This is a genomic window from Bacillus sp. OK048, from assembly GCF_900103525.1.
Taxonomy (GTDB): domain Bacteria; phylum Bacillota; class Bacilli; order Bacillales; family Cytobacillaceae; genus Neobacillus.
The window spans coordinates 103619-123944 of sequence record NZ_FNHN01000009.1 but is presented as its reverse complement, the minus strand read 5'-3'; the positions used below and the strand labels follow the sequence as shown (position 1 = coordinate 123944).

Below are 20326 nucleotides of genomic sequence, written 5' to 3'. Positions count from 1 at the left end.
TTTATGTAGATGTTTTTTGTATTATTCAATTTCCCATGGAACCCCTTTAAAACTAATTATTATATCTTCTATTTTATGTTCTTCATTTAAATTTGCTTGCCCTTTCACTTGTTCGACGTCTGATTTTCCACTGCCTTCTTTTTGGTACTGTAATTCTACAGTGAAATTATAAACCATATCTTTAGCATCTATTTTTTCATATTCAATGTTTTTCACCTTTAATTGGTAACCATTTCTCCTCGGTGCAATCATTAATGTTGAAGCAAATCTATTTACAAAACCTAGGTAAGCCGTATCATTTGCGAAATACTCTCGGTACAGGTCTTCTTCATATTTCACTAGATATTCAAGTCCCTCACTTTCTATTTTTTGGTCCAATTCATCATTTGGTCCTGTTAGGGCATTCTGTAATACAGCTCCAATGGTCCTTAAATTTTTTTCATCAGTATTTAGAGATACCTTGGACCCCTCTGATTTATTTTGAATGGAATCCAACAAAGGCATGGCTAATAGCATAAGAATGAAGGCAACAGAAGCTAACGTAAAGTAGTATTTCCAAGGCTGTTTTGATTGTTGTTTTCTGCTATTCATTTTATTTTGTATTTGCAACAGAACTTCTTTTTGTTCTTGTTCCGTCATGTTCATTTTATGATTCATAGATTTAAAATGGTTATCTAATTGATTCATCTCCCCAATTCGTTTCACGAAGAACTCCCTCCTTTTCTAGTTCTTTTTTCAACGCTTGCATCCCTCTAAATAAAGTAACCTTGACTTTATTTTCAGACCATCCAAGGATATGTGAGGTTTCACTGATAGAAAATTCCTTAATCTTTCGTAGAATAATAACATCCCGATAGGAACGTTTAAGCTTGTTCATCGCAAAGTACAATTGTTGCTCAGTCTCATTCATCAGCAAAACCTGTTCTGGTGTTTTATCATTTGACTTAATAGGTGTCGTTAAATCAAGAAAATAGGCTATGGGTTTATTCTTTCTAATCAAGTCAATCGTCACGTTCCGCGCGATCCGGAACAGCCAACTTTTTACGTATTCTCCTTGAAAGGAGTCTAACTTGATATATGCACGAATAAAGGTTTCTTGCACGATATCTTTTGCTTGCTCGTGTTCATTAATCATAAAAAAGGCATATTTATATAAATCATTGCTGTATTCGTTGTACAACTCATTTATTTTCTGTATCATTAAGTCTTGCCTCAATCCCTCATCTCCTTTCCATTTTTTATATCGTATCTTAAAAACGGATGATGAATACAAAAGTTACACTTTTTTAAAAATATATAATTTTAAAATAGCAGTAAATACAGTATTGATAACACAGAATAAATGGTAAAAAGGCAACTTCCAGTTGAATAAGTGGTAGTTGCCTTCTTTTATATGAGTTGTGCTACACACTCGAGATGCCCCGTGTGTAAATTGCACCAAATGAGAGGTTTGGCGCGTTTGAAATTTAAAATAAGTTGTTAAAAATCAATCCAGAAATAAATCAGAAGACAGATAACGTTCACCCGTGTCCGGAGCTAAGCAAAGAACTCTAGCTGAAGATGGTAAGGTTTTTGCTACCTCGACAGCAAAATAGGTTGACGCTGCTCCTGACGCACCTACAAAAATCCCTTCTTCTGCCGCTAGCCGGCGAGCAGTTACTTGTGCATCTTCGTCCTCAATGAGCAAAATTTGATCAAAAATAGCACGATTTAATATCGAAGGAATAAAGCCCGGCCCTGTTCCTGGAATTTTATGTGGTCCAGGCTCACCACCAGATAAAACTGGGGACCCGAACGGTTCGACAACATATATTTTCAAGTTTGGAATCTGTTTTTTCAGCTCTTCCCCAACCCCTGTTACCGTTCCTCCTGTTCCTGCAGTCAACACGAGGGCGTCCAATTTCCCTTCGAAAGCTTCAAAAATTTCAACTGCAGTTGTTTTGCGATGTGCATCAGCATTGGCAGGATTCTCAAATTGCATGGGAATAAAATAATCAGATATAGATTCAGCTATTTGGTTTGCTTTATCAATGGACCCTTGCATGCGCAAACTTGCTGGAGTTAAATGGACTTCCGCTCCATAGGCCTTCATGATTTTAATCCGTTCTTTTGTCGCATTATCAGGCATGGTGATAATACAACGATATCCTTTTACAGCACATACCATGGCAATTCCAATACCGGTATTACCAGAAGTTGGCTCGATAACGGTACTTTTTCCTGGAATTAATTTGCCCTCTTTTTCTGCACGTTCAATCATATTAATGGAAGCACGGTCTTTAACGCTTCCTCCTGGGTTGAATGATTCCAATTTAATGTACACTTCCCCCCCAGTTGGCTCAGGTAATTTATTTAATTTTACAATCGGAGTTTTTCCAATTAAGTCAAGAATTGAGCTGTAGAGTTTCATTGTTCTTCCACCTTTCGATAATTTTTTCAATGTATTCTTTTAAAATATAACATTTCGAGTTAATAGCTTTATTATATCAGCAATAGACTACTTATTTATTTCACCTTTAACACAAATTAGAAAAACCGGGCATAAAAATCGCCCGGTCCATTTTTGTTTAGAGAACATCCGAAATTTTGTACTCTATGCCATGAATTCCACTGTAATATTGAGGATACTTTTGTCCTCCACGAATAGGCTACCTTGCCAATCTCTTTCTTGCCTTTCGAAAGCCATCATAAACATTAAATACACCAAAAATAACAAACAGGAAAATTACGCCGCTAATAACCCTATTCTTAAATTGTTCTATGGTACTGGAAAATAAATCTGCCATATATGAAGTAAATTCAAGTTGAAACAAATTGGGGTTGAACATGATGACAATAATAACAACCGTTGCAATAACCTCATATACCGTGTTAAAGATGGCCAATTTTCGCGTCCACTGTCCCATGATTAATTTGAAAAGAGCTAAAGCAATTTCCAATCCTATTACGCAAACGACAAACGGCCAATAGGAGAGTAACACATCTTGATTTAAAGCGGGAGTTACAAATTCAAGTCCATTGCCTTCGTTTACGTATATACCCAAAAGCTTCTGCGCGTAAAAATAAACGGTTGCCCAAATTGCGGTCCAGATTAAACTGAAATACACTTCACCTTTTGAAATTGACCTTTTCATAGGGATAATCGTGACATTTTTTAAATCATCAGGAGTCCATTTCGTATAATTCATGGTTAATGGCTCCAGATCTTTTCCTTTATCCACCCGTTCAATAATAGCAAATGTAATAGTCAGCCAAAAAGCAACCTGTATACCCACTTCAATTAAGAACCATATACCTTCTGCAAAAACCTTAATAACAATATTTAATATGGCTTCTTCTCCATTATAGCTGAAGAAATAACTCGCAATCATTGAAATCAACGCAATGACGCTGGCAATCGGTAAAATCAGTTTAAACAAAGATACATATACATCAAAGTATCGCGGACCAATTAAATGCATCGGTCGATCATGGTATCCACTTGCCAATGAGGCAGGATTTCCTAATTTCTCAAGCACCTTTTTAACATCATCTTCAGCGTAATCGTCTGGAAGCATATCCTCGATCGTTGACCTTAATTCAAGTGCAATATCCTCATGATTTTTTTCCGATAGCCTTCGAGTTACTTCTTGAATATAAATCTCAATTAAATTCATCATCGTCCTCCCCTTTTAATAAACCATAAAGTTCCTTTGAACCCTTCATCCATTCCGCCCTTAACTGCCTATAAATCTCATGTCCGAAGTCACTCAAAACATAATACTTTCTGGGTCTGCTCTCTGTTGTATCCCAGCTGCTTGTTACTAATTCTTGTTTTTCTAAACGACGTAGTAAGGGATATAAAGTACTTTGTTCAATAGATATCCCCGATTCCTCCAATAGCTGAACAAGCGAATATCCATATTGTCGTGTACGCAATTGACTTAAAACGGCTAATGTCAATGTTCCTCTCCTAAGCTCTGTTATTAATGAATCAAGTAAAGTACTCATTCACCCACCTCATATTCCTAATAATTGCTATCACTAATACTGTGTGTTATACACTATATGCTTTATACTATGCATCATACACTATTATTGTTACGAAATCAATTGAAAATAAAAAGTTGGGGTCAGTCTCTCGCCACATTAACGCAGGAGGTACTGACCACAAGGTTCCCAATTAACAAATCAACGAATGCCTTCACTTTTATCACTTATTCATTTTTCGACAATTTCCTTTCTACATAGATGGCACAAATACTATAATGATAGGCTGTACTGCTTTTCTAATCAAACGTTTAGTTAATCCCGATACCACTAATCAAACGTTTGATTAAAAGGACTATGAGCCCTTTAGAAAAGTGAACTTTCCCCTGTTTTCTAGTAAATTTCTTGTCGAGGAGAAGTAACCTACTCAATTTTGTAATAGCTTTCTAAAAATACCTTGCTCTTTTACCATCTAGATATTTATGACTCTAGCAAAAGTTTATTTAATTCTGCAAAAAATTATATCATTGAAGCCGAACAATAAAGATGATAAAGTTTTTAAAATATAAATTATTCTGAAAAAGTCGGTGAGTGAGAATGAACATAAGTGAAAACACTTATTTGCGGGAAGAAAACAGCTTCCTCGCTGGTGTACGGGATTGTCTGCCCACTGTACTTGGTTACTTAAGTATTGGATTTGCGGCCGGTGTTGTGGAGAAAACAGCAGGACTTTCGATTGTTGAAGTTGGACTAATATCCTTGCTTTTATACGCAGGTTCTGGTCAATTTATTGCTGCCGCGATGATTGGGGCGAATAGTCCAACTCTAGCGATTATCTTTACTATTTTCTTTATTAATCTCCGCCATCTTTTAATGAGCGCAGCTATATCACCTTATTTCCGTCATCTTTCACCCTACAAGAATGTATTCATCGGTTCCTTGCTTACAGATGAAACATTTGGTGTGGCAATGAATGAAGCAGCAAACAGAAAAGAGCTCAGTGAAAAATGGATGTATGGTTTAAATATAACTGCTTATTTAAATTGGTTCATTGCCAATATTGCAGGTGCATTTTTCGGCGAATGGATTTCGAATCCGGAAAAATTCGGTCTTGATTTTGCATTGGCCGGAATGTTTATTGGCCTTCTTGTCCTGCAAATGGTCAACCGAAGAAATTTGATGAAAGATATTCTAGTTGCACTAAGTGCGGTTGCCATTGTTGTAGGGGTAAGTTTAGTAGCATCTGGCAGTGTAGGTATTATTGTGGCAACAATCATTGCCGCTACCATAGGAATGGCGGTGGAAATATGGAAGTAAGATGGTCTATTTTTTTAATTATCTTAGGCTCAGCCTTGGTAACATTCATTCCAAGAGTGTTGCCAATTGCCATTCTGAGTCGTGTTGAACTGCCAGAATGGGCCATGCGCTGGTTGAGCTACGTTCCCATTGCTGTTATGGCAGCCTTAGTGGGGCAAGAATTGCTAATGCCGAACGGAAAACTGGAACCTTTGCACAAAAACCTTGAACTAATCGCAGCGTTGCCTGCTTTTATTATCGCGATTGTAACACGCAGTTTATTAGGAACTGTTGTGGCTGGAATCATTTCTATAATGGTATTACGTTTTGTGTTTTGAATTAAACAATACCAGACCCCTGATATCCTAAATCCGATCTATCAGGGATCTGGTTCCAGAGTTGAGTATTTAATCTATTGTTCCTGGACTAATTCTCATTAAGTATTGATTTTGATAAATTATGGATAATATCTCCACGGCTAATAATCCCTATAACTCTACCTACTCCATTTACTACAGGAATCTTTTTAAAATGATGCTTAGATATTAAACGAATGGCACTTTCAAATTCATCATCGGGTGCTAATGTCTTAATATTTTTCTTTACCATAATTTCTTCAACTCGGGTGTTCATTTTTTCTCTTAATACATCTTCAATTTTTTGAGCTTCTTCTATAAAGGTAACATAGTAAGATAAATATAATTTCTCTTTATGCGGGGAAAGAAAGCGCACAATATCCCCGTCTGAAACGATGCCCACTAAATTTCCTTTATTATCAACCACTGGGACACCGCCAATTCGATTCGTTTCTAAAATAGAAATTAATTCTTTGACAGTTGTTGAATTCTTAGCTGTAATTACTTTTGTAATCATAAAATCGCGTACTTGCATGTAGATCATTCTCCTTTTTAGTATCTTTATCCCTCTCCTTTAAGGGAAAACATATTCTACAATAATTATACTCTTCGACTGGGGAAGTGAAAGCAAAACCATCCCATAAGAGGCTGTCTAAAAAGGGAATAACCCCCCTGTTTAGACAGCCTCTCTGAGAACTTATTTACCATTTTTATCTATTAATTGAGATCCTACTGTTCGGCTTGTAAACTCTTTTGTATATACGAGACTTTTTTTCCGTGTGCAAAAAAATAATAAATGATGCAAAGTACAACAACAACAGCCATGCTTACATACATGCCTCTAAAGCCTAATGATGGAAGTATAGATCCTAAAACGAACGGTCCAACTCCCATACCTAAATCAAAGGAAACGAAGAAAGTTGAATTCGCTAATCCAACACGGTGAGGCGGTGCTTTCTTGACCATAATCGTTTGAATACAAGACATCGTTGTTCCATATCCAATCCCAATCAAAGCGCCTGCTAATAAAAGTATGAAGCCGTTTTGAGCTTGACTAAGGATCAGCATTCCGATTAAAAATAAGATCATACATGGATAAACAACTGAATTTTCACCTTTTACATCAAACCTTGTTCCCGTAATGGGTCTAGATGCCAATAGAAACACAGCATACACGAGAAAGAAGAAACTTGCGGCTTCCGTCAAATTCACTTCATTAGCAAAGGCAGAAAAGAATGTTATAACACTTGAATAGGCAAATCCTAGAATGACCATTAATATGGCCATGGAAAGGCCGCTAAATTCAAAGAAATCACTAAGTTTAAATCCTTTTAAGCTCTCAGCCTGCTCTTTTGATATTTTTACATTCTCCACCTTCAAAGCTAAAGAGAGTACCATTCCAATTACCGCAAAAATGACACACATCAAAAAGGCCATGTTATAGCCAGCCTGCTGAACAATTATCAAAGCGATAAATGGGCCAATAGCTGTCGCAATGGTCACACTCATAGAAAAATAGCCAATTCCTTCTCCGCTTCTTTCACGTGGAATTGAACTTGTCATAACGGTTGCTATTACGGTAGCGGCGACACCTAATGCTGCACCATGAATAAAACGGTCAATTAATAGCAGTGCTAAATTATTGATGACCAAGTAAAGAATAGTCGTTACAATAAACACAATAATCGATGAGTATAGCATTTTTTTTCTGCCGATGACATCAAGATATTTTCCCGCTAATGGGCGGGAACAGAGGGTTCCGAGAATAAAGATACTCGAGGCAAGTCCTGCCAAACTTTGAGGTGCATCAAACTTTTTTACAGTATATTCAGAAAAAATCACCATAAGTAAATAAAAATTCATACTAAGAAATAAGTTTGTTAAACAAACCATAATGAAGTCTTTAGTCCATAACTTCGGTCGAGTCACTATTTCTACACTCCTTTATTTATTTTTATCCATCCACATAAGGACGGCCGCAAATCTTATTAAATCATTGCTATCGATTTTTCTAAGATGAACACATTGTTTATGGTACAATATCCTCATTAATAAATAAAATGAATATTATTTATAAAGGAGATAAGTAATTAGTTATGCCAACCATTACTCAATTTGAAATTTTCGTGACAGTTATTGATGAAGGTGGCTTTACAAAAGCTGCTCAAGCACTGCATATGTCGCAGCCAGCGGTCAGCCATGCGATTTCTGCTTTAGAATCAGAGCTTGGAGTTACTTTATTAGTGCGAGAGCGTGGTAAAGATTTAATTGTTACGGATATCGGGAAACGAATTCTATTCCAAATAAGAAATATTCTTAATAGCCTCGAAAAAATGGACCAAGAAGTCTCATTAGAAAAGGGATTGATCACTGGAACGATTCGCATTGCCACTTTCCCTAGTGTAACGGCTCACTTTTTACCAAAAATTATTAAGACCTTTCAACAAAAACGACCCAATGTTTCGCTGACGTTTAAGGAGGGTTCACAAGAGGAAATCAAAGAATGGTTGATCTCACGTGTAATTGATATCGGATTTGTCGTTCTTCCTTGCAGCGAATTAGAAACGATTCCTCTTGTAAAGGATCGATATCTTGTGATGCTGCCTGATGGCCATCCTTTGCTTCAGAATGAACAGGTGCGTCTATTAGATTTGGAAAACGAGCCCCTTATTGTATCTAATGGCGGATATGAAGCGCCTATTATCGATTTAATGAGGAAACAAAAGATTTCAATCATTGAGAAATATAATACATCTAACCTAAATACATCATTAGGTATGATAAAAGAAGGATTAGGGGTACTTATTCTGCCTGAGCTCTCATTGAAAAACCTTTCTTTTCCCAAAGCGAACATCCGGCCATTAGAAACAAACAATTACAGACATATCGCCTTGGGCTTACCTTCCTTAAAGGGAGCATCTCGTGCTGTCCAATTATTTATTCAAATAACAAAGGAACTATTTGATTAGAAGAGAAATCATTGCTTGATGGCCGCTATTTAAGTAATTGTGATAAAAATAAAAGGCTCTTTTCTAAAAGTTTGTTCCTTTAATAATGTCCGAAATTTAATGAAATGAACAAGCCATCTGATTACCGCAAATCCTGAAAAATCATGCTAGTGGGAATCAGATGGACCTTCTGGTTACCGTTGAACACGAAAAAACATGGAAATGGGAATCAGACTAGTACCTAATCTGACTAAACCCATATTCCAAAACAACAAAGTTTGCGAAAATAGCCAAATAAAAAATGATCTTCCACTGAAAGATCATTTTTTATTGCCGATAGGGTGTTTTTAAGCGTTATGTTCCACTTTAAATTGCATCACCACTCGACCATCGAAAGTAACACTTTTTTATACTATTGACGAATATCAATCCACCGACGATTTTTTGCATTCATGTCTTCAGTGGCACCACTGTAATGGAAAGCATCAAGAAAAATTGAATCCAGTTTATCCGCATCTACAAAATAACCTAGGTTAACCTTCATCGTTTGTCCAGGCTGAATACTGCCAATATTGTAAAAGTCTTTTCCGTTTCCGTGAGGTGCTAGATAATCAACTTCGCCCGTCATAATACTATCTTCGGCGATTCCATCTTCTCCAGCATAGATCCATGCATTCTTTTCAAATTTAAGCACTCCTAAGGATGGATGCATATAGATTTCTTCTGTTTCCTTTTTGCCAATATTTTTTACTGTTGTTGTCAAGTAGACAAATTTCAGGTTAACTGATTGCGACTCTACTAATTCGTCAATTGAATCTTTACCATTTCCTACTTTATATACATCCTGTTTGTACGGTAACAATTTATTTGTATGATCTAAAGCCTTATTCTCGCTTAGTATTCCTAGTCCCACTTCATTAAAGTTCCCTTGTTTAAAATCTTGGATTGAATCAAAAACTTCAACTTTTTCTACCACATATTCAAGATTGTCTACCTCATTTATGGTTACTGGAACCTTTTGACCTACACTAAATAATTGGTTGCTGTCTTTTTTCAAAGGAATAACGCGAGATTCTGTTGGTTCCTCCGACTTACTAAATAGGGATCCATTATAATCCGCTGTATATGTTGCCTTTTCCTCCGTTGTTGGTTCAAGTGAAATGCCCTCTATGACTTTCATCATTTGTTCATCACTGACATCGGTTCCAATATAACTTTCTAACATAATTCCCTCTTCCTCGAATAAGAGAAAGACCTGTCTATCAAACCTAACATTTTTGTTTCCAGTATCTTTATTCACAATCACTGCTTTCCTGCCATTGATCTCCTTTTCTTCGTAGCCATTTGAATACAAAGTTTGAAAATCAGAATTTTTCCCTAATCTCCATAGAATGAATGAAAACCCACCATTTGCATAGTTATCTTTAAAGGAATATTTCATAGCCAAGCTATCGTTTGCTTCCATATTTTCTGGTAAATAGCCGACTTTCATCTTATACCAACTGTCACTCTTATTGAAAATCTTATTTGCCACTGAAATAATCACTTCATAATTTTGTTTTTGGACAATCATATCATAGGCTTTTACTGCACCGAAGGCGGTCGTCGGTATTCCAATTAATAAGCAGGCAGCGGCGATTAAAATACGATTCCTTTTACGCTTTACCTGCTGTTTTCTTGTATCAGAGTCCAATGAAAAGTTGGATATTATCGTATTAAGCTTATCAGTCGGAACATGAATCATGTCAATGTCTTCCTTGAACGATGGAATTTTGTCTGTCATCACTGTAAACCCCCTTCATTTTCTCCTTAAGTTTGTCTAACCCGCGCCGGATATTCGTTTTCACCGTTCCCTCTGGACATTTAAGCATCGAGGCGATCTGTTTAACCGTATAATCTTGATAATACTTTAACAGTAAGACCGTTTTATATTTTTCCTCAATTTCTTCCATCGCTGTCAGAAGATCTATTTGGACATCAGAATTGAAAGATGAGGTATCACTCGTGTTTTCCAACACTTCTTGATTGATTGGAACTACTCTCTTTTTCTTTTTTAATAAATCAATCGCTGAATTAATCAAAATTCGCGTTATCCATGTGGAGAAATATTCGTCATTTTTAAGTTTTGACAGCGATTCAAAAGCTTTATAAATCGTTTCTTGAAACACTTCTAATGCATCATCTTCATTCCGCATATACACATATGCCATCTTGTACAATTTTTCCTTCTCAATATGTATTAATGTTTGAAATGCATTTATATCCCCTTTTTTAGCTTTGGATATTAAGTTCAACTTAGTTTCCAATGTGGCACCCCTCCTTTTTCATTTTCAAATATTAGATAAAACAGACACTAAAAACGATTCAAATAATACTAAACTTTTTTTAAAAATGGAATTAAAAAAAGCGGGAGATACCCGCTTTTTTGCTTCCAATTTATTTAAAGAATCACTTTAGTGACATTTTAAATTCTAAAAAGTATTCGTTATATATTCCCAGCAGTTCAAGACCTAAGTTTTCATATACTTCTAAGTGTGTGCGACTTTCTTCACGCGGATAAAAACGTTCATCGTTTACCACTTCAGCATCTAAAAGTTCCCACGCCGCTTTATTTGGAATCGCATATCCTACATAATCCGTATTTTGTGCAGCCACCTGCGCATCCAGCATAAAATTAATGAACAGATGGGCTCCTTCCACATTTAATGAGGTTTTAGGAATAACCATGTTATCGAACCATAAGTTTGAGCCTTCTGAAGGAACTGCGTAATTCAACTCTTCGTTTTCGGACAACATGTCTGCCGCTTGTCCAGAAAAGGTAACGGCAACTGTAGCTTCATTATTGATCATTAGTGGGGTAATTTCATCTCCAATAATCGCTTTTACATTGCCGTTTAGTTGTTTTAATTTATCTAATGCTTCACGTAATTCGTTATCGTCACGTGAATTTAACGAATAGCCTAAACTATTTAAGCCCATTCCGATGACTTCACGTGCACCATCAACTAAAAATACTTTATTTTTTAGTGCCGGATCCCATAAATCATCCCAAGAGTCAAACGTGATATGTTTTGGAATTTCATTAGGATTATAAACGACACCAACCGTTCCCCAAAAGTATGGAATCGAATATTTGTTTTTCGGGTCGAATGGTAAATCTAAAAAGTAAGGATCGATATTTTGTAAGTTGGGAAGTTTCGAATGATCGATTTCTAGTAACAAATCTTCTTTAATCATGGTCTCAATCGTATATTCTGATGGGACAACAACATCATAGGCTGAGCCGCCTTGTCTAATTTTCGTTAACATCGCTTCATTTGAATCGAACGTTTCATAAATAACTGAAATGCCTGTTTCTTTTTCAAACTGCTTGATCAACGACGGGTCAATGTATTCTCCCCAATTGTATATGACTAACGTGTCCTTTCCACCAGCTGAGCTTGCTGCTTCTAGCTTTGAAGCAACAAATGAAAGTAGACCACATGCTATAACAATTGCTAACATGATCTGAATTAGGGATTTCATCGAGTAGAGCCCTCCGTTTTCTTCGACCGCAGCGTAATGAAATAATACATAACGACAATACCGACTGTTACGATAAACACAAGCCCGGAGATTGCATTAACGGTTAACGAAATACCTGCACGTGCCATGGAATAGATTTCAACAGACAATGTACTAAATCCGTTACCAGTAACAAAAAATGTAACAGCAAAGTCATCTAATGAATAGGTTACGGCCATAAAAAAACCAGCTAAAATTCCAGGTTTAATATATGGAATAATCACACGTGTTAATACATCGCGACGATTTGCTCCTAAATCAAGTGCTGCATCAATTAAGTTCGTATTCATTTCCATTATCTTAGGTAAGACCATTAATACAACGATCGGGATACTGAATGCAATATGTGAAATTAATACGGATGTAAAGCCAAGCTTCACTCCAATCATCGTGAATAATATTAAGAAGCTTGCCCCAATCACAACATCTGGGCTAACAATTAAAATATTATTTAATGATAATACGGTTTGACGTATTTTTTCATTTCTCAATGAAACAATCCCAATGGCTCCAAGTGTTCCGATAATGGTCGCGATTAACGCAGAAAGCAATGCAACAATCACGGTATTGATTAAGATAACGAGTAAACGATTATCATCAAATACGGCTTGATAATGTTCTAATGTAAAACCTTCAAAGGAAGCCATTGAACCACCGCTATTGAATGAATAAAAAATCAAGTAGAAGATCGGTGCATATAAAATGACAAACACGAGGGCTAAATATACTTTAGCTGTGGTCGATAACTCTGATCGCATTTATGCTCGACCTCCTTTTTTCTTTGTGTTTGTTAACACCATGATTGCAAACATACTTAAGATTAAAAACACGGCAATCGTTGAACCCATTCCCCAGTTTTGCGCAACTAAAAATTGCTGTTCGATTGCTGTACCTAACGTGATCACTTTGTTCCCAGCAATTAAGCGCGTAATCATGAAGAGTGAGAGCGCAGGGATAAATGTGACTTGGATCCCTGATTTTACACCTTCAATCGTTAAAGGAAAAATGACGCGCCGGAACGTTGTAAGCGGTGAAGCACCTAGGTCACGTGCCGCATAAATTAAGGATGGATTCATTTTGTCTAACGCGTTGAAAATTGGGATAATCATAAACGGGATAAAAATGTACACCGACACGAACACGAAACTAAAGTCGGTAAATAAAATTTGTGTCGGGTCGAAGCCTAACATTTCGATAATAGCATTGACGGGTCCGTATAAACCGAAAATCCCGATAAACGCATACGTTTTTAATAATAAATTAATCCATGAAGGAATAATAATGAGCATGAGCCATAAATGCTTATGCTTTGTTTTTGTTAACAGGTACGCAGTTGGATACGAGATCATTAATGTGAAAAACGTAATGATTAACGCATACCAAAAGCTCGTTAGCGTCATCGTTAAGTATGCTGATGTAAAGAAATTTTTATAATTTACAAGCGTAAATTCTCCGTTTAAATCGAGCATTGAATAATACAAAATGAGCCCAATCGGTGCAATAACGAAGAGCGCAATCCATAGTAAATATGGGATGAACGCTGATTTTGACTTAATCTTCATTCGTATACGCCTCTATGCGTGCGTCAAATTCTTCTTCTGTTTCATTTAGACGCATAATATGAATCGCTTCTGGGTCGAAATCAAGACCTACTTGTGCACCTACTTCAGCCTTTTTCAGCGAGTGTACAAGCCACTCATTTCCATCTTTATCATATGTTGATAACTCGTAATGGACGCCGCGGAATAACTGCGTATCGACGCGCACAACAATTTTACCTACTTCTGGCGTTGTAATGAGTAGATCTTCTGGACGAATGACAACATCGATTTTTTCGTTCGGCTTCATACCGCCGTCGACACAGTCAAATACTTTTCCGGCAAATTTAACTTTATAGTCTTCAAGCATGACTCCGTCTACCATGTTTGACTCCCCGATGAAGTCTGCAACGAAGCGGTTAATGGGCTCATCATAAATATCAACTGGCGTACCAGATTGCTGGATATTCCCTTCGTTTAAAACGAAAATTTCATCACTCATCGCTAAAGCTTCCTCTTGGTCGTGTGTAACGAAAATAAATGTTTTGCCAAGGCGTTGCTGTAGCTCGCGTAACTCATATTGCATTTCTGTTCGCAGCTTTAAGTCAAGTGCTGATAGAGGTTCATCGAGTAAGATCACTTCTGGGTCATTAACGATAGCGCGTGCGATCGCAACCCGTTGGCGCTGACCGCCTGACATTTCTGTAATTTCACGGTTTTCATAACCAGCTAAGTTTACAAACTTTAACGATTCTGCTACGCGCACTTTAATTTCAGATTCCTTTACTTTTTTAATGCGTAACCCAAATGCCACGTTTTCAAATACGTTTAAGTGCGGGAATAGGGCGTAGTCTTGGAATACAGTGTTTACTTGACGCTCGTTTGCTGGTACGTCGTTTACACACTTGCCGTTAAGGTATACATCCCCTGTTGTCGGTTTTTCAAAGCCGGCAATGATACGTAAAATCGTCGTTTTTCCACAACCTGAAGGACCAAGTAATGTGTAAAATTTTCCACGTTCAAGTTCAAAGCTCACATCTTGTAAAACTTTCGTGTCACTGTCGTAAAATTTTGTTACGTTATCAAATCGGATAATAATATCGTTTGTCATGGAAGCCTCCTATGAATAAGAATAATTAGACTCTACTGAAGTATTGGTTCATTTATTTAATAGCGTTAACGTACAGAGTCGCCTTATCGATACATTTTTTACAGAAACAAAAGACTAATTATACACTATAAAAGCGGTTAAAAGTCTTTACTAAAGAAGTGTTTAACGAATTAAATATTTGGTAAAATGGCTTTTAAGATTTTAACAACAATCGTTGCGAAAACAGCCTTTATTAATAACCTAATTGTAGAAGGCTGTAAAATTAAACTCAAGTTAATTAGGTGTTTTAGATAATAATAACAGAAACATTTTTTTAGAAAAGCATTGGAGATTGTAGTTAGACACCACTCAAAAAATGAATGTTCTTAACTATCAATCCATATTAGCAATGTTATGAACAGAATTTTATATCATCATAGCTCACGAACAGAGCCATACTATTAAGAAAAGCGGACTAGTTTCCTTCAAATAGAGATAACTTTTTCATCCATATATGTTTCATTCATGTATAAGGGGGTAGTGTACTAATAAAGGAGTTGATTGGAATGAGTAAAAAAATTGCTGTCTTAATCACGGATCATTTTGAGGATTCGGAGTACACAGAACCAGTAAAATCCTTCAAAGAAAAGGGACATGAAGTAACAACGATTGAAATGGAAAAAGGAAAAACAGTAAAGGGAAAGCAAGGTAATAGTGAACTCGTTATTGATAAAAGCATTACTGTGTCACGATCAGCTAGTCACTAGCAGGCAGCCCGATGACATACCGGCATTTGTTCGAGAATCATTGCGAATATTAGATTAACTAAAAGGCAGAAGGGCCTCCTTCTGCCTTTTATACTGTCATAAGAGAAAGTGCTTGAATCGTCCTATGGTTCATAAGATAATTGGCTATAATCTCCGTCATATCCGTCTGAATATCTTTTACAATAGATCTCTTCTCAAATCTTCTGCGGATCTTGGAGATAAATATCCGGGTGCAACATCAAAAACAGTTTTTGCACCAGCTTGTCCTTCTTTATTCAAACGATGAGCTGCTCTAGCATAGGCTACTAGTACACTAGCTGTAAATTCTGGATTGCTCTCTAAGGTAAGCGCAAATTCGATATTTTGTTTATGATCATTTCCTGTTTTTCCGCTTCGAATTACAAATCCACCATGCGGCAATTTTGAGTGATTTTCTTTTAATTCTTCTGCAGTAATAAAGTTTACTTCTGTATCATAGTCAGCAAAGTAGTTAGGCATTGTTTTAATATCCTGTTCAATTTTTGCAAGATTATACCCTTCTTCTGCTACCACATAACAAACACGACGGTGTTTTTCACCTGTAGATAATTGAGGATTTTCTCCACCTTTTACCTTCTCTATAGCTTCATCAATCGGTACTGTATACTGAACACCACCTACTACACCCTCTACTCTACGAATGGCGTCTGAATGTCCTTGGCTTAGTCCCTTTCCCCAGAAAGTATACGTTTCACCATTCGGTAAAATCGCTTCTGACATTAAACGATTCAGAGAGAATAAACCCGGATCCCAGCCAACAGAAATAATACTAGTCTTTCCGCTTTCTTTAGCCGCTTGATCAACTACACTAAAATATTCAGGAATCTTTGCATGTGTATCGTAACTATCAATTGTGTTAAACATACTAGCAAAATAAGGGCCTTGATCTGGAAGATCTGTTGCTGAACCTCCACATAGAATCATCACATCAATTTTGTCCTTATATTCCTCTGCACTCGATATATGCAAAACTTCTACATTTGGTTCATTTATTGAAAGATTTTCAGGTGCTCTTCTTGTGAAAATTGCCACAAGTTCCATATCTGAACATTGCTTGATAGCTTCAATCGTTCCTCTGCCAAGATTACCATAGCCTACAATTCCTACTTTAATTTGATTACTCATTACTCTGTCCCCATTTCTATCTTTTGTTAGTTTTCATCATCAAGCAATGCTCGCACTTCATCTGTTGATTTCGTGTTCATCAATTGATTTCTTAATTCAGCAGCTCCAGGGAACCCTTTAACATAAATTTTGAAAAAGCGATGAAGCCCTGTGATTGAACGTGGCAGTACGTCCGCATATTGATCTTGAAGATCAAGCTGCAGTCTTAAAAGATCAAGGTATTCTTTACTGCTATGCTCTTTCGGCTCTTTTTCAAAAGCAAAAGGATTTTTAAAAATACCTCGCCCGATCATAACACCATCAATACCATATTGTTCCGCTAGCTGCAGCCCCGTTTGACGGTCAGGAATGTCGCCATTGATTGTTAGCAGCGTATTGGGTGCGATACGGTCACGTAATTTTTTAATCTCTGGAATTAGCTCCCAATGCGCATCTACTTGGCTCATTTCCTTTCTCGTACGTAAATGAATAGAAAGGTTCGCAATATCCTGTTTTAAAATATGCGTTAGCCACTCCTCCCACTCCTGAACCTCCTTATCGCCTAGTCGTGTTTTCACACTGACAGGCAGTCCGCCTGCTTTTGCTGCTTGAATAAGTTCTGCCGCAACGTCTGGACGCAGAATAAGGCCACTACCCTTCCCTCTCGATGCCACATTCGGTACAGGGCAGCCCATATTAATATCGATGCCTTTAAATCCTAGCTCTGCCATACCAATACTCATTTGACGAAAATATTCGGGATTATCTCCCCAAATATGTGCCACCATTGGCTGTTCATCTTCTGTAAAAGTCAAACGGCCACGCACACTTTTCATGCCCTCTGGATGACAATAGCTATCCGAATTTGTAAACTCTGTGAAAAATACATCCGGCCGACCGGCTGCACTTACTACGTGACGAAAAACAAGATCTGTCACATCTTCCATCGGTGCCAGTACAAAAAATGGTCGTGGTAAATCACGCCAAAAATTATCTATCATTTCAAACCCAAATCCTCTCACTATGGATACAACTTCAAACTCTCGGTCAAAAAATATAAAGCCAAATATTCCTCTTCTTTTACACTTATATCATGCTTACTTACTTATAATCAAACACAAGTACATTTGGACATTGAAAATCAATAATTTTTATTTTAACCGAAAATCGGTCCTGAATGGTATTTTTTATAAACAAAAAAGCAGATGGTATAGATTTTCTCTATATCAACTGCTTTTCTATTATATCAACTCCAACAACAAGACCGCTTCACAATGGCCAGGCTCGGTTCGCCATTAGTAATGGGTGGGAAAAATGTGTCATTCCCCTGTCATTCTAATTATCTTTTGGCTAACGTCTATATACGCATTAATGCGCCATTAGGCTTTGGTAACTCTTGACCTGTTATTTGATTCATTTTACAAAAATGTTCAAAAAATTGTTGTGCCAGCTCTTTTTCCACTGGGTCACTTTTCAACGAAACGATATCAAGCAAAATTTGAGCCATCCATATATTATCAAAATAACGGTATTTACCTGTGTTCCATGTCATTTTGTGGGGGGATTTTTCATTTACATAATATTTCCACATGAGCATCTGATCCGATTCCTGTTCTGTAAGTTGAAGTTTGTATGTTGAATGAGCAGGAATATATCCATCTTCACAAAGCTTACCGATAAAATCTTCATTCACCATATAGACACCTAAGATACGTCTGTCTTTTTCAGGCTTGCTGGAATCTATTGCGGTTAACAGGACAGCGCTATTTTGGTGCAAGCGGATGGGCTTGTTTGGCTTACCCTTATTATTACCACTTTTTATTACACCTGAAAAAACCTTCCATTCTGAAAAGGAACGATTCTGTTCTTCTGTATCACACCAAAAAACCAATTGTGATTCGGGATGAAGTTTATGATTTTTCATAAGTTTTTCATGTTCCAAGCGAAGTTCGTGATTTTTTTGTTGTAGTTTTTTTTCCTCTTCCTTCTTCCATTCTTCCTCTTGTCGTTCCATTTCTATCTTTTGTATAATTTTCTCAAGTGAATTAGCAACATTTTTATCATGTAGTTTTAAGTGCTTTCCAAATACATCTGGGAAAACAAACTTTTTAGCTTCCGATCCGAAATTGATTTCGATACTAGAATCATTATGATTAACTATACTACCCATCCCAAAACGCTTGTGTGTAACTTTCTTATTGATTAGATTCATTTTTCTAGTCCTCCTTATAGAATAAAAACTCGGTTACTATTAGATAGTAAATTGATAATTTTATTCAACTAACTTCCTTTAAAGCTCACAGAACTGTTTGAATTTTTCTGCGGTTTAAAAAGGATATTAAAAAAACGCATCCATAATTCTTTCTACAAACAATACAGCGGAATTCGGAATACGATTGAAAAAACAATAGTAAGACAATTATAACATTTTTTTGAAAATATCACAAATTTTCTTATTGACAACACATTTTATTGTGAGGTAAAATGTAGTTTTATTCTCTTCAACCCCTCGAAATAGCTAGGAAATAAAGGTCTCCAAAAGGTCGCAAAACATTTGGAAAGCCCCCTATAAATAACCACTTGATTACGTTCTAGCTGCCAATTTTGTCGGCCTACCTCATAGATTCCGATTTGAAACTAAAAATTTGTTTACCGCCTAATCCTTGAAATGGGCAAGTCTTTACCCTTTAATACTAATCATCTTTTCAGGTATTCTTAAATTGCATTACAATTCATGCATCCATTAGTTATTTTTTTCTTTATTTACTTTTAATATCTCCTTTAATGTAGAATGGATATTATTAAGACTAATTAAGATGACACCCAGCATAATAAAAGTAACAACTTCACCTGTAATAAAAGATATTACTCCAAGCACAAATAAATATAATGTATACAGCCAATTCTTCATGATTCTCTCACCCTATCAGTATATAAAGCATATTGAACAGCGTATTTTCTTTCGAAGCCTGCTTTAACATATAATTTAGCAATACTAATAGGTTCTAATCCATTTAGATGTGTTAGATTAAAATCATTTTGAAAATTTTCATAAGCCTTTTCTTCATTAGAGGTCAACTTAAATGGAGGTAATGTTTTTGAATCCTCTTCTTTGGTCTTAACTTCAATGACAAAAACATAGCTTGAATCGCCTTTTTCCCATTTGGCGAAAATATCATATACATAAACACCTTTATCTTTTGGTGCGATCAAAATGTTATCATTTAATGGGACAGCTTCTGTTTCTCCATTATTAATCCATATATTTGCTTCAATTGTACGATTAGGTTTGTTTTTAAAATCTATTTTCAATTCGGCTTCAGGGGATACAATGGTAGGTTTAATACCTTGATGTTTAATAATTTCTGGAGGAGAGATCATATCGACACACTTAGCATTCAAAAATCCTCGCCAACAATACGAACCTTGTGCAACTGAAACCTTTTTGTCTCCCACAGTTATCGTAGTAGAAGGTGGGGTAGCTCTAAATTGATCGATCATAAAATTAGCCCCAATACCCAACACAACTAATGCTAAAAAGATAGCTAAAAATTTTTTCATACTCATCCCCCTGACCTCTTGTCTCACTTTAATTTTATCATTTAGAAAAAAGGATATTAATCAAAATATAGGAAACTTCCCCTGAATCTTTTTT

The 20326-nt window shown here is 36.4% G+C and carries 21 protein-coding genes and 1 pseudogene; 4 read left to right on the top strand and 18 right to left on the bottom strand.

Features of this window, described 5'->3' with window-relative positions:
• Window positions 1–21: 21 nt before the first annotated feature.
• The 5 genes from BLR86_RS17200 to BLR86_RS17180 all read right to left on the bottom strand — a co-directional run bounded on the left by BLR86_RS17200 (window position 22) and on the right by BLR86_RS17180 (window position 3990).
• On the bottom strand, window positions 22–705 hold the full coding sequence (locus tag BLR86_RS17200) for a hypothetical protein (RefSeq protein ID WP_090764063.1): 684 nt from the start codon (window positions 703–705) through the stop codon (window positions 22–24).
• Window positions 671–1216: an RNA polymerase sigma factor gene (locus BLR86_RS17195; protein ID WP_254782359.1), complete on the bottom strand. Its 546-nt coding sequence runs from the start codon at window positions 1214–1216 to the stop codon at window positions 671–673. Before BLR86_RS17195 ends, BLR86_RS17200 begins: the two co-directional genes overlap by 35 nt.
• Before the next feature lie 270 nt (window positions 1217–1486).
• The gene (gene cysK, locus BLR86_RS17190; RefSeq protein WP_090764058.1) at window positions 1487–2410 is read right to left on the bottom strand and encodes a cysteine synthase A; all 924 of its coding nucleotides are present in this window, start codon (window positions 2408–2410) and stop codon (window positions 1487–1489) included.
• A gap of 238 nt (window positions 2411–2648) precedes the next feature.
• Window positions 2649–3656, bottom strand: coding sequence for a hypothetical protein (locus BLR86_RS17185; RefSeq protein ID WP_090764055.1), 1008 nt, complete (start codon window positions 3654–3656; stop codon window positions 2649–2651).
• Window positions 3643–3990: a PadR family transcriptional regulator gene (locus BLR86_RS17180; RefSeq protein WP_090764052.1), complete on the bottom strand. Its 348-nt coding sequence runs from the start codon at window positions 3988–3990 to the stop codon at window positions 3643–3645. The genes BLR86_RS17185 and BLR86_RS17180 overlap by 14 nt, the downstream gene beginning before the upstream one ends.
• A gap of 576 nt (window positions 3991–4566) precedes the next feature.
• Here BLR86_RS17180 and BLR86_RS17175 point away from each other — a divergent pair.
• Both BLR86_RS17175 and BLR86_RS17170 read left to right on the top strand, forming a co-directional pair.
• The gene (locus BLR86_RS17175; RefSeq protein ID WP_090764049.1) at window positions 4567–5286 is read left to right on the top strand and encodes an AzlC family ABC transporter permease; all 720 of its coding nucleotides are present in this window, start codon (window positions 4567–4569) and stop codon (window positions 5284–5286) included.
• A complete protein-coding gene (locus BLR86_RS17170) occupies window positions 5277–5603 on the top strand; it encodes an AzlD domain-containing protein (protein ID WP_090764046.1) in 327 nt (108 codons plus the stop codon). The genes BLR86_RS17175 and BLR86_RS17170 overlap by 10 nt, the downstream gene beginning before the upstream one ends.
• An 88-nt stretch (window positions 5604–5691) precedes the next feature.
• On the opposite strand, the gene BLR86_RS17165 is transcribed toward BLR86_RS17170, so the two are convergent.
• Both BLR86_RS17165 and BLR86_RS17160 read right to left on the bottom strand, forming a co-directional pair.
• The gene (locus BLR86_RS17165) at window positions 5692–6156 is read right to left on the bottom strand and encodes a CBS domain-containing protein (protein ID WP_090764043.1); all 465 of its coding nucleotides are present in this window, start codon (window positions 6154–6156) and stop codon (window positions 5692–5694) included.
• A gap of 194 nt (window positions 6157–6350) precedes the next feature.
• Window positions 6351–7550 (bottom strand): MFS transporter, encoded by a 1200-nt coding sequence (locus BLR86_RS17160; protein ID WP_090764040.1) that lies wholly within the window; start codon window positions 7548–7550, stop codon window positions 6351–6353.
• A 167-nt stretch (window positions 7551–7717) separates the two neighbouring features.
• Between BLR86_RS17160 and BLR86_RS17155 the strand changes: the two genes are divergently transcribed.
• Window positions 7718–8590 carry a LysR family transcriptional regulator gene (locus BLR86_RS17155; RefSeq protein WP_090764037.1) on the top strand — a complete coding sequence of 291 codons (873 nt, stop codon included), beginning with the start codon at window positions 7718–7720 and terminating at the stop codon, window positions 8588–8590.
• Window positions 8591–8981: 391 nt separating this feature from the next.
• Here BLR86_RS17155 and BLR86_RS17150 read toward each other — a convergent pair whose 3' ends face one another.
• From BLR86_RS17150 to BLR86_RS17125, 6 genes are all read right to left on the bottom strand, one after another.
• Window positions 8982–10352 carry an anti-sigma factor gene (locus BLR86_RS17150; protein WP_090764034.1) on the bottom strand — a complete coding sequence of 457 codons (1371 nt, stop codon included), beginning with the start codon at window positions 10350–10352 and terminating at the stop codon, window positions 8982–8984.
• Window positions 10315–10875, bottom strand: coding sequence for a sigma-70 family RNA polymerase sigma factor (locus BLR86_RS17145; protein WP_090764032.1), 561 nt, complete (start codon window positions 10873–10875; stop codon window positions 10315–10317). The genes BLR86_RS17150 and BLR86_RS17145 overlap by 38 nt, the downstream gene beginning before the upstream one ends.
• Before the next feature lie 142 nt (window positions 10876–11017).
• Window positions 11018–12094, bottom strand: a complete 1077-nt coding sequence (locus tag BLR86_RS17140; RefSeq protein ID WP_090764029.1) for an ABC transporter substrate-binding protein — start codon at window positions 12092–12094, stop codon at window positions 11018–11020.
• On the bottom strand, window positions 12091–12891 hold the full coding sequence (locus tag BLR86_RS17135) for an ABC transporter permease (RefSeq protein WP_090764026.1): 801 nt from the start codon (window positions 12889–12891) through the stop codon (window positions 12091–12093). The genes BLR86_RS17140 and BLR86_RS17135 overlap by 4 nt, the downstream gene beginning before the upstream one ends.
• The gene (locus tag BLR86_RS17130) at window positions 12892–13695 is read right to left on the bottom strand and encodes an ABC transporter permease (protein ID WP_090764023.1); all 804 of its coding nucleotides are present in this window, start codon (window positions 13693–13695) and stop codon (window positions 12892–12894) included. It lies immediately after the preceding gene.
• A complete protein-coding gene (locus BLR86_RS17125) occupies window positions 13685–14782 on the bottom strand; it encodes an ABC transporter ATP-binding protein (protein WP_090764020.1) in 1098 nt (365 codons plus the stop codon). Before BLR86_RS17125 ends, BLR86_RS17130 begins: the two co-directional genes overlap by 11 nt.
• 545 nt (window positions 14783–15327) lie before the next feature.
• Between BLR86_RS17125 and BLR86_RS17120 the strand changes: the two are divergent.
• Window positions 15328–15586, top strand: a pseudogene (locus BLR86_RS17120) (DJ-1/PfpI family protein).
• A gap of 119 nt (window positions 15587–15705) precedes the next feature.
• Here the strand turns inward: BLR86_RS17120 and BLR86_RS17115 are convergent.
• From BLR86_RS17115 to BLR86_RS17100, 5 genes are all read right to left on the bottom strand, one after another.
• Window positions 15706–16692 carry a diaminopimelate dehydrogenase gene (locus BLR86_RS17115; RefSeq protein ID WP_090764017.1) on the bottom strand — a complete coding sequence of 329 codons (987 nt, stop codon included), beginning with the start codon at window positions 16690–16692 and terminating at the stop codon, window positions 15706–15708.
• A 26-nt stretch (window positions 16693–16718) separates the two neighbouring features.
• Entirely contained in the window at window positions 16719–17672 is a 954-nt protein-coding gene (locus BLR86_RS17110; protein ID WP_090764390.1) for a tRNA dihydrouridine synthase, read from the bottom strand.
• Window positions 17673–18028: 356 nt separating this feature from the next.
• On the bottom strand, window positions 18029–18883 hold the full coding sequence (locus BLR86_RS17105; protein ID WP_090764014.1) for a malate synthase: 855 nt from the start codon (window positions 18881–18883) through the stop codon (window positions 18029–18031).
• Between the two features lie 531 nt (window positions 18884–19414).
• On the bottom strand, window positions 19415–19582 hold the full coding sequence (locus BLR86_RS26175; RefSeq protein ID WP_175492936.1) for a hypothetical protein: 168 nt from the start codon (window positions 19580–19582) through the stop codon (window positions 19415–19417).
• Complete coding sequence (locus tag BLR86_RS17100; RefSeq protein WP_254782358.1) at window positions 19579–20232, bottom strand: hypothetical protein; 654 nt, start codon at window positions 20230–20232, stop codon at window positions 19579–19581. Before BLR86_RS17100 ends, BLR86_RS26175 begins: the two co-directional genes overlap by 4 nt.
• Window positions 20233–20326: the final 94 nt, after the last annotated feature.

What these genes read in the sequence shown, in the direction of transcription:
- cysK (WP_090764058.1), bottom strand. Translation starts at nt 2,410, where the DNA reads ATGAAACTCTACAGCTCAATTCTTGACTTAATTGGAAAAACTCCGATT.
- BLR86_RS17185 (WP_090764055.1), bottom strand. Translation starts at nt 3,656, where the DNA reads ATGAATTTAATTGAGATTTATATTCAAGAAGTAACTCGAAGGCTATCG.
- BLR86_RS17180 (WP_090764052.1), bottom strand. Translation starts at nt 3,990, where the DNA reads ATGAGTACTTTACTTGATTCATTAATAACAGAGCTTAGGAGAGGAACA.
- BLR86_RS17175 (WP_090764049.1), top strand. Translation starts at nt 4,567, where the DNA reads ATGAACATAAGTGAAAACACTTATTTGCGGGAAGAAAACAGCTTCCTC.
- BLR86_RS17170 (WP_090764046.1), top strand. Translation starts at nt 5,277, where the DNA reads ATGGAAGTAAGATGGTCTATTTTTTTAATTATCTTAGGCTCAGCCTTG.
- BLR86_RS17165 (WP_090764043.1), bottom strand. Translation starts at nt 6,156, where the DNA reads ATGCAAGTACGCGATTTTATGATTACAAAAGTAATTACAGCTAAGAAT.
- BLR86_RS17155 (WP_090764037.1), top strand. Translation starts at nt 7,718, where the DNA reads ATGCCAACCATTACTCAATTTGAAATTTTCGTGACAGTTATTGATGAA.
- BLR86_RS17150 (WP_090764034.1), bottom strand. Translation starts at nt 10,352, where the DNA reads ATGACAGACAAAATTCCATCGTTCAAGGAAGACATTGACATGATTCAT.
- BLR86_RS17140 (WP_090764029.1), bottom strand. Translation starts at nt 12,094, where the DNA reads ATGAAATCCCTAATTCAGATCATGTTAGCAATTGTTATAGCATGTGGT.
- BLR86_RS17135 (WP_090764026.1), bottom strand. Translation starts at nt 12,891, where the DNA reads ATGCGATCAGAGTTATCGACCACAGCTAAAGTATATTTAGCCCTCGTG.
- BLR86_RS17130 (WP_090764023.1), bottom strand. Translation starts at nt 13,695, where the DNA reads ATGAAGATTAAGTCAAAATCAGCGTTCATCCCATATTTACTATGGATT.
- BLR86_RS17125 (WP_090764020.1), bottom strand. Translation starts at nt 14,782, where the DNA reads ATGACAAACGATATTATTATCCGATTTGATAACGTAACAAAATTTTAC.
- BLR86_RS17115 (WP_090764017.1), bottom strand. Translation starts at nt 16,692, where the DNA reads ATGAGTAATCAAATTAAAGTAGGAATTGTAGGCTATGGTAATCTTGGC.
- BLR86_RS17110 (WP_090764390.1), bottom strand. Translation starts at nt 17,672, where the DNA reads ATGATAGATAATTTTTGGCGTGATTTACCACGACCATTTTTTGTACTG.
- BLR86_RS17105 (WP_090764014.1), bottom strand. Translation starts at nt 18,883, where the DNA reads ATGAATCTAATCAATAAGAAAGTTACACACAAGCGTTTTGGGATGGGT.
- BLR86_RS26175 (WP_175492936.1), bottom strand. Translation starts at nt 19,582, where the DNA reads ATGAAGAATTGGCTGTATACATTATATTTATTTGTGCTTGGAGTAATA.
- BLR86_RS17100 (WP_254782358.1), bottom strand. Translation starts at nt 20,232, where the DNA reads ATGAAAAAATTTTTAGCTATCTTTTTAGCATTAGTTGTGTTGGGTATT.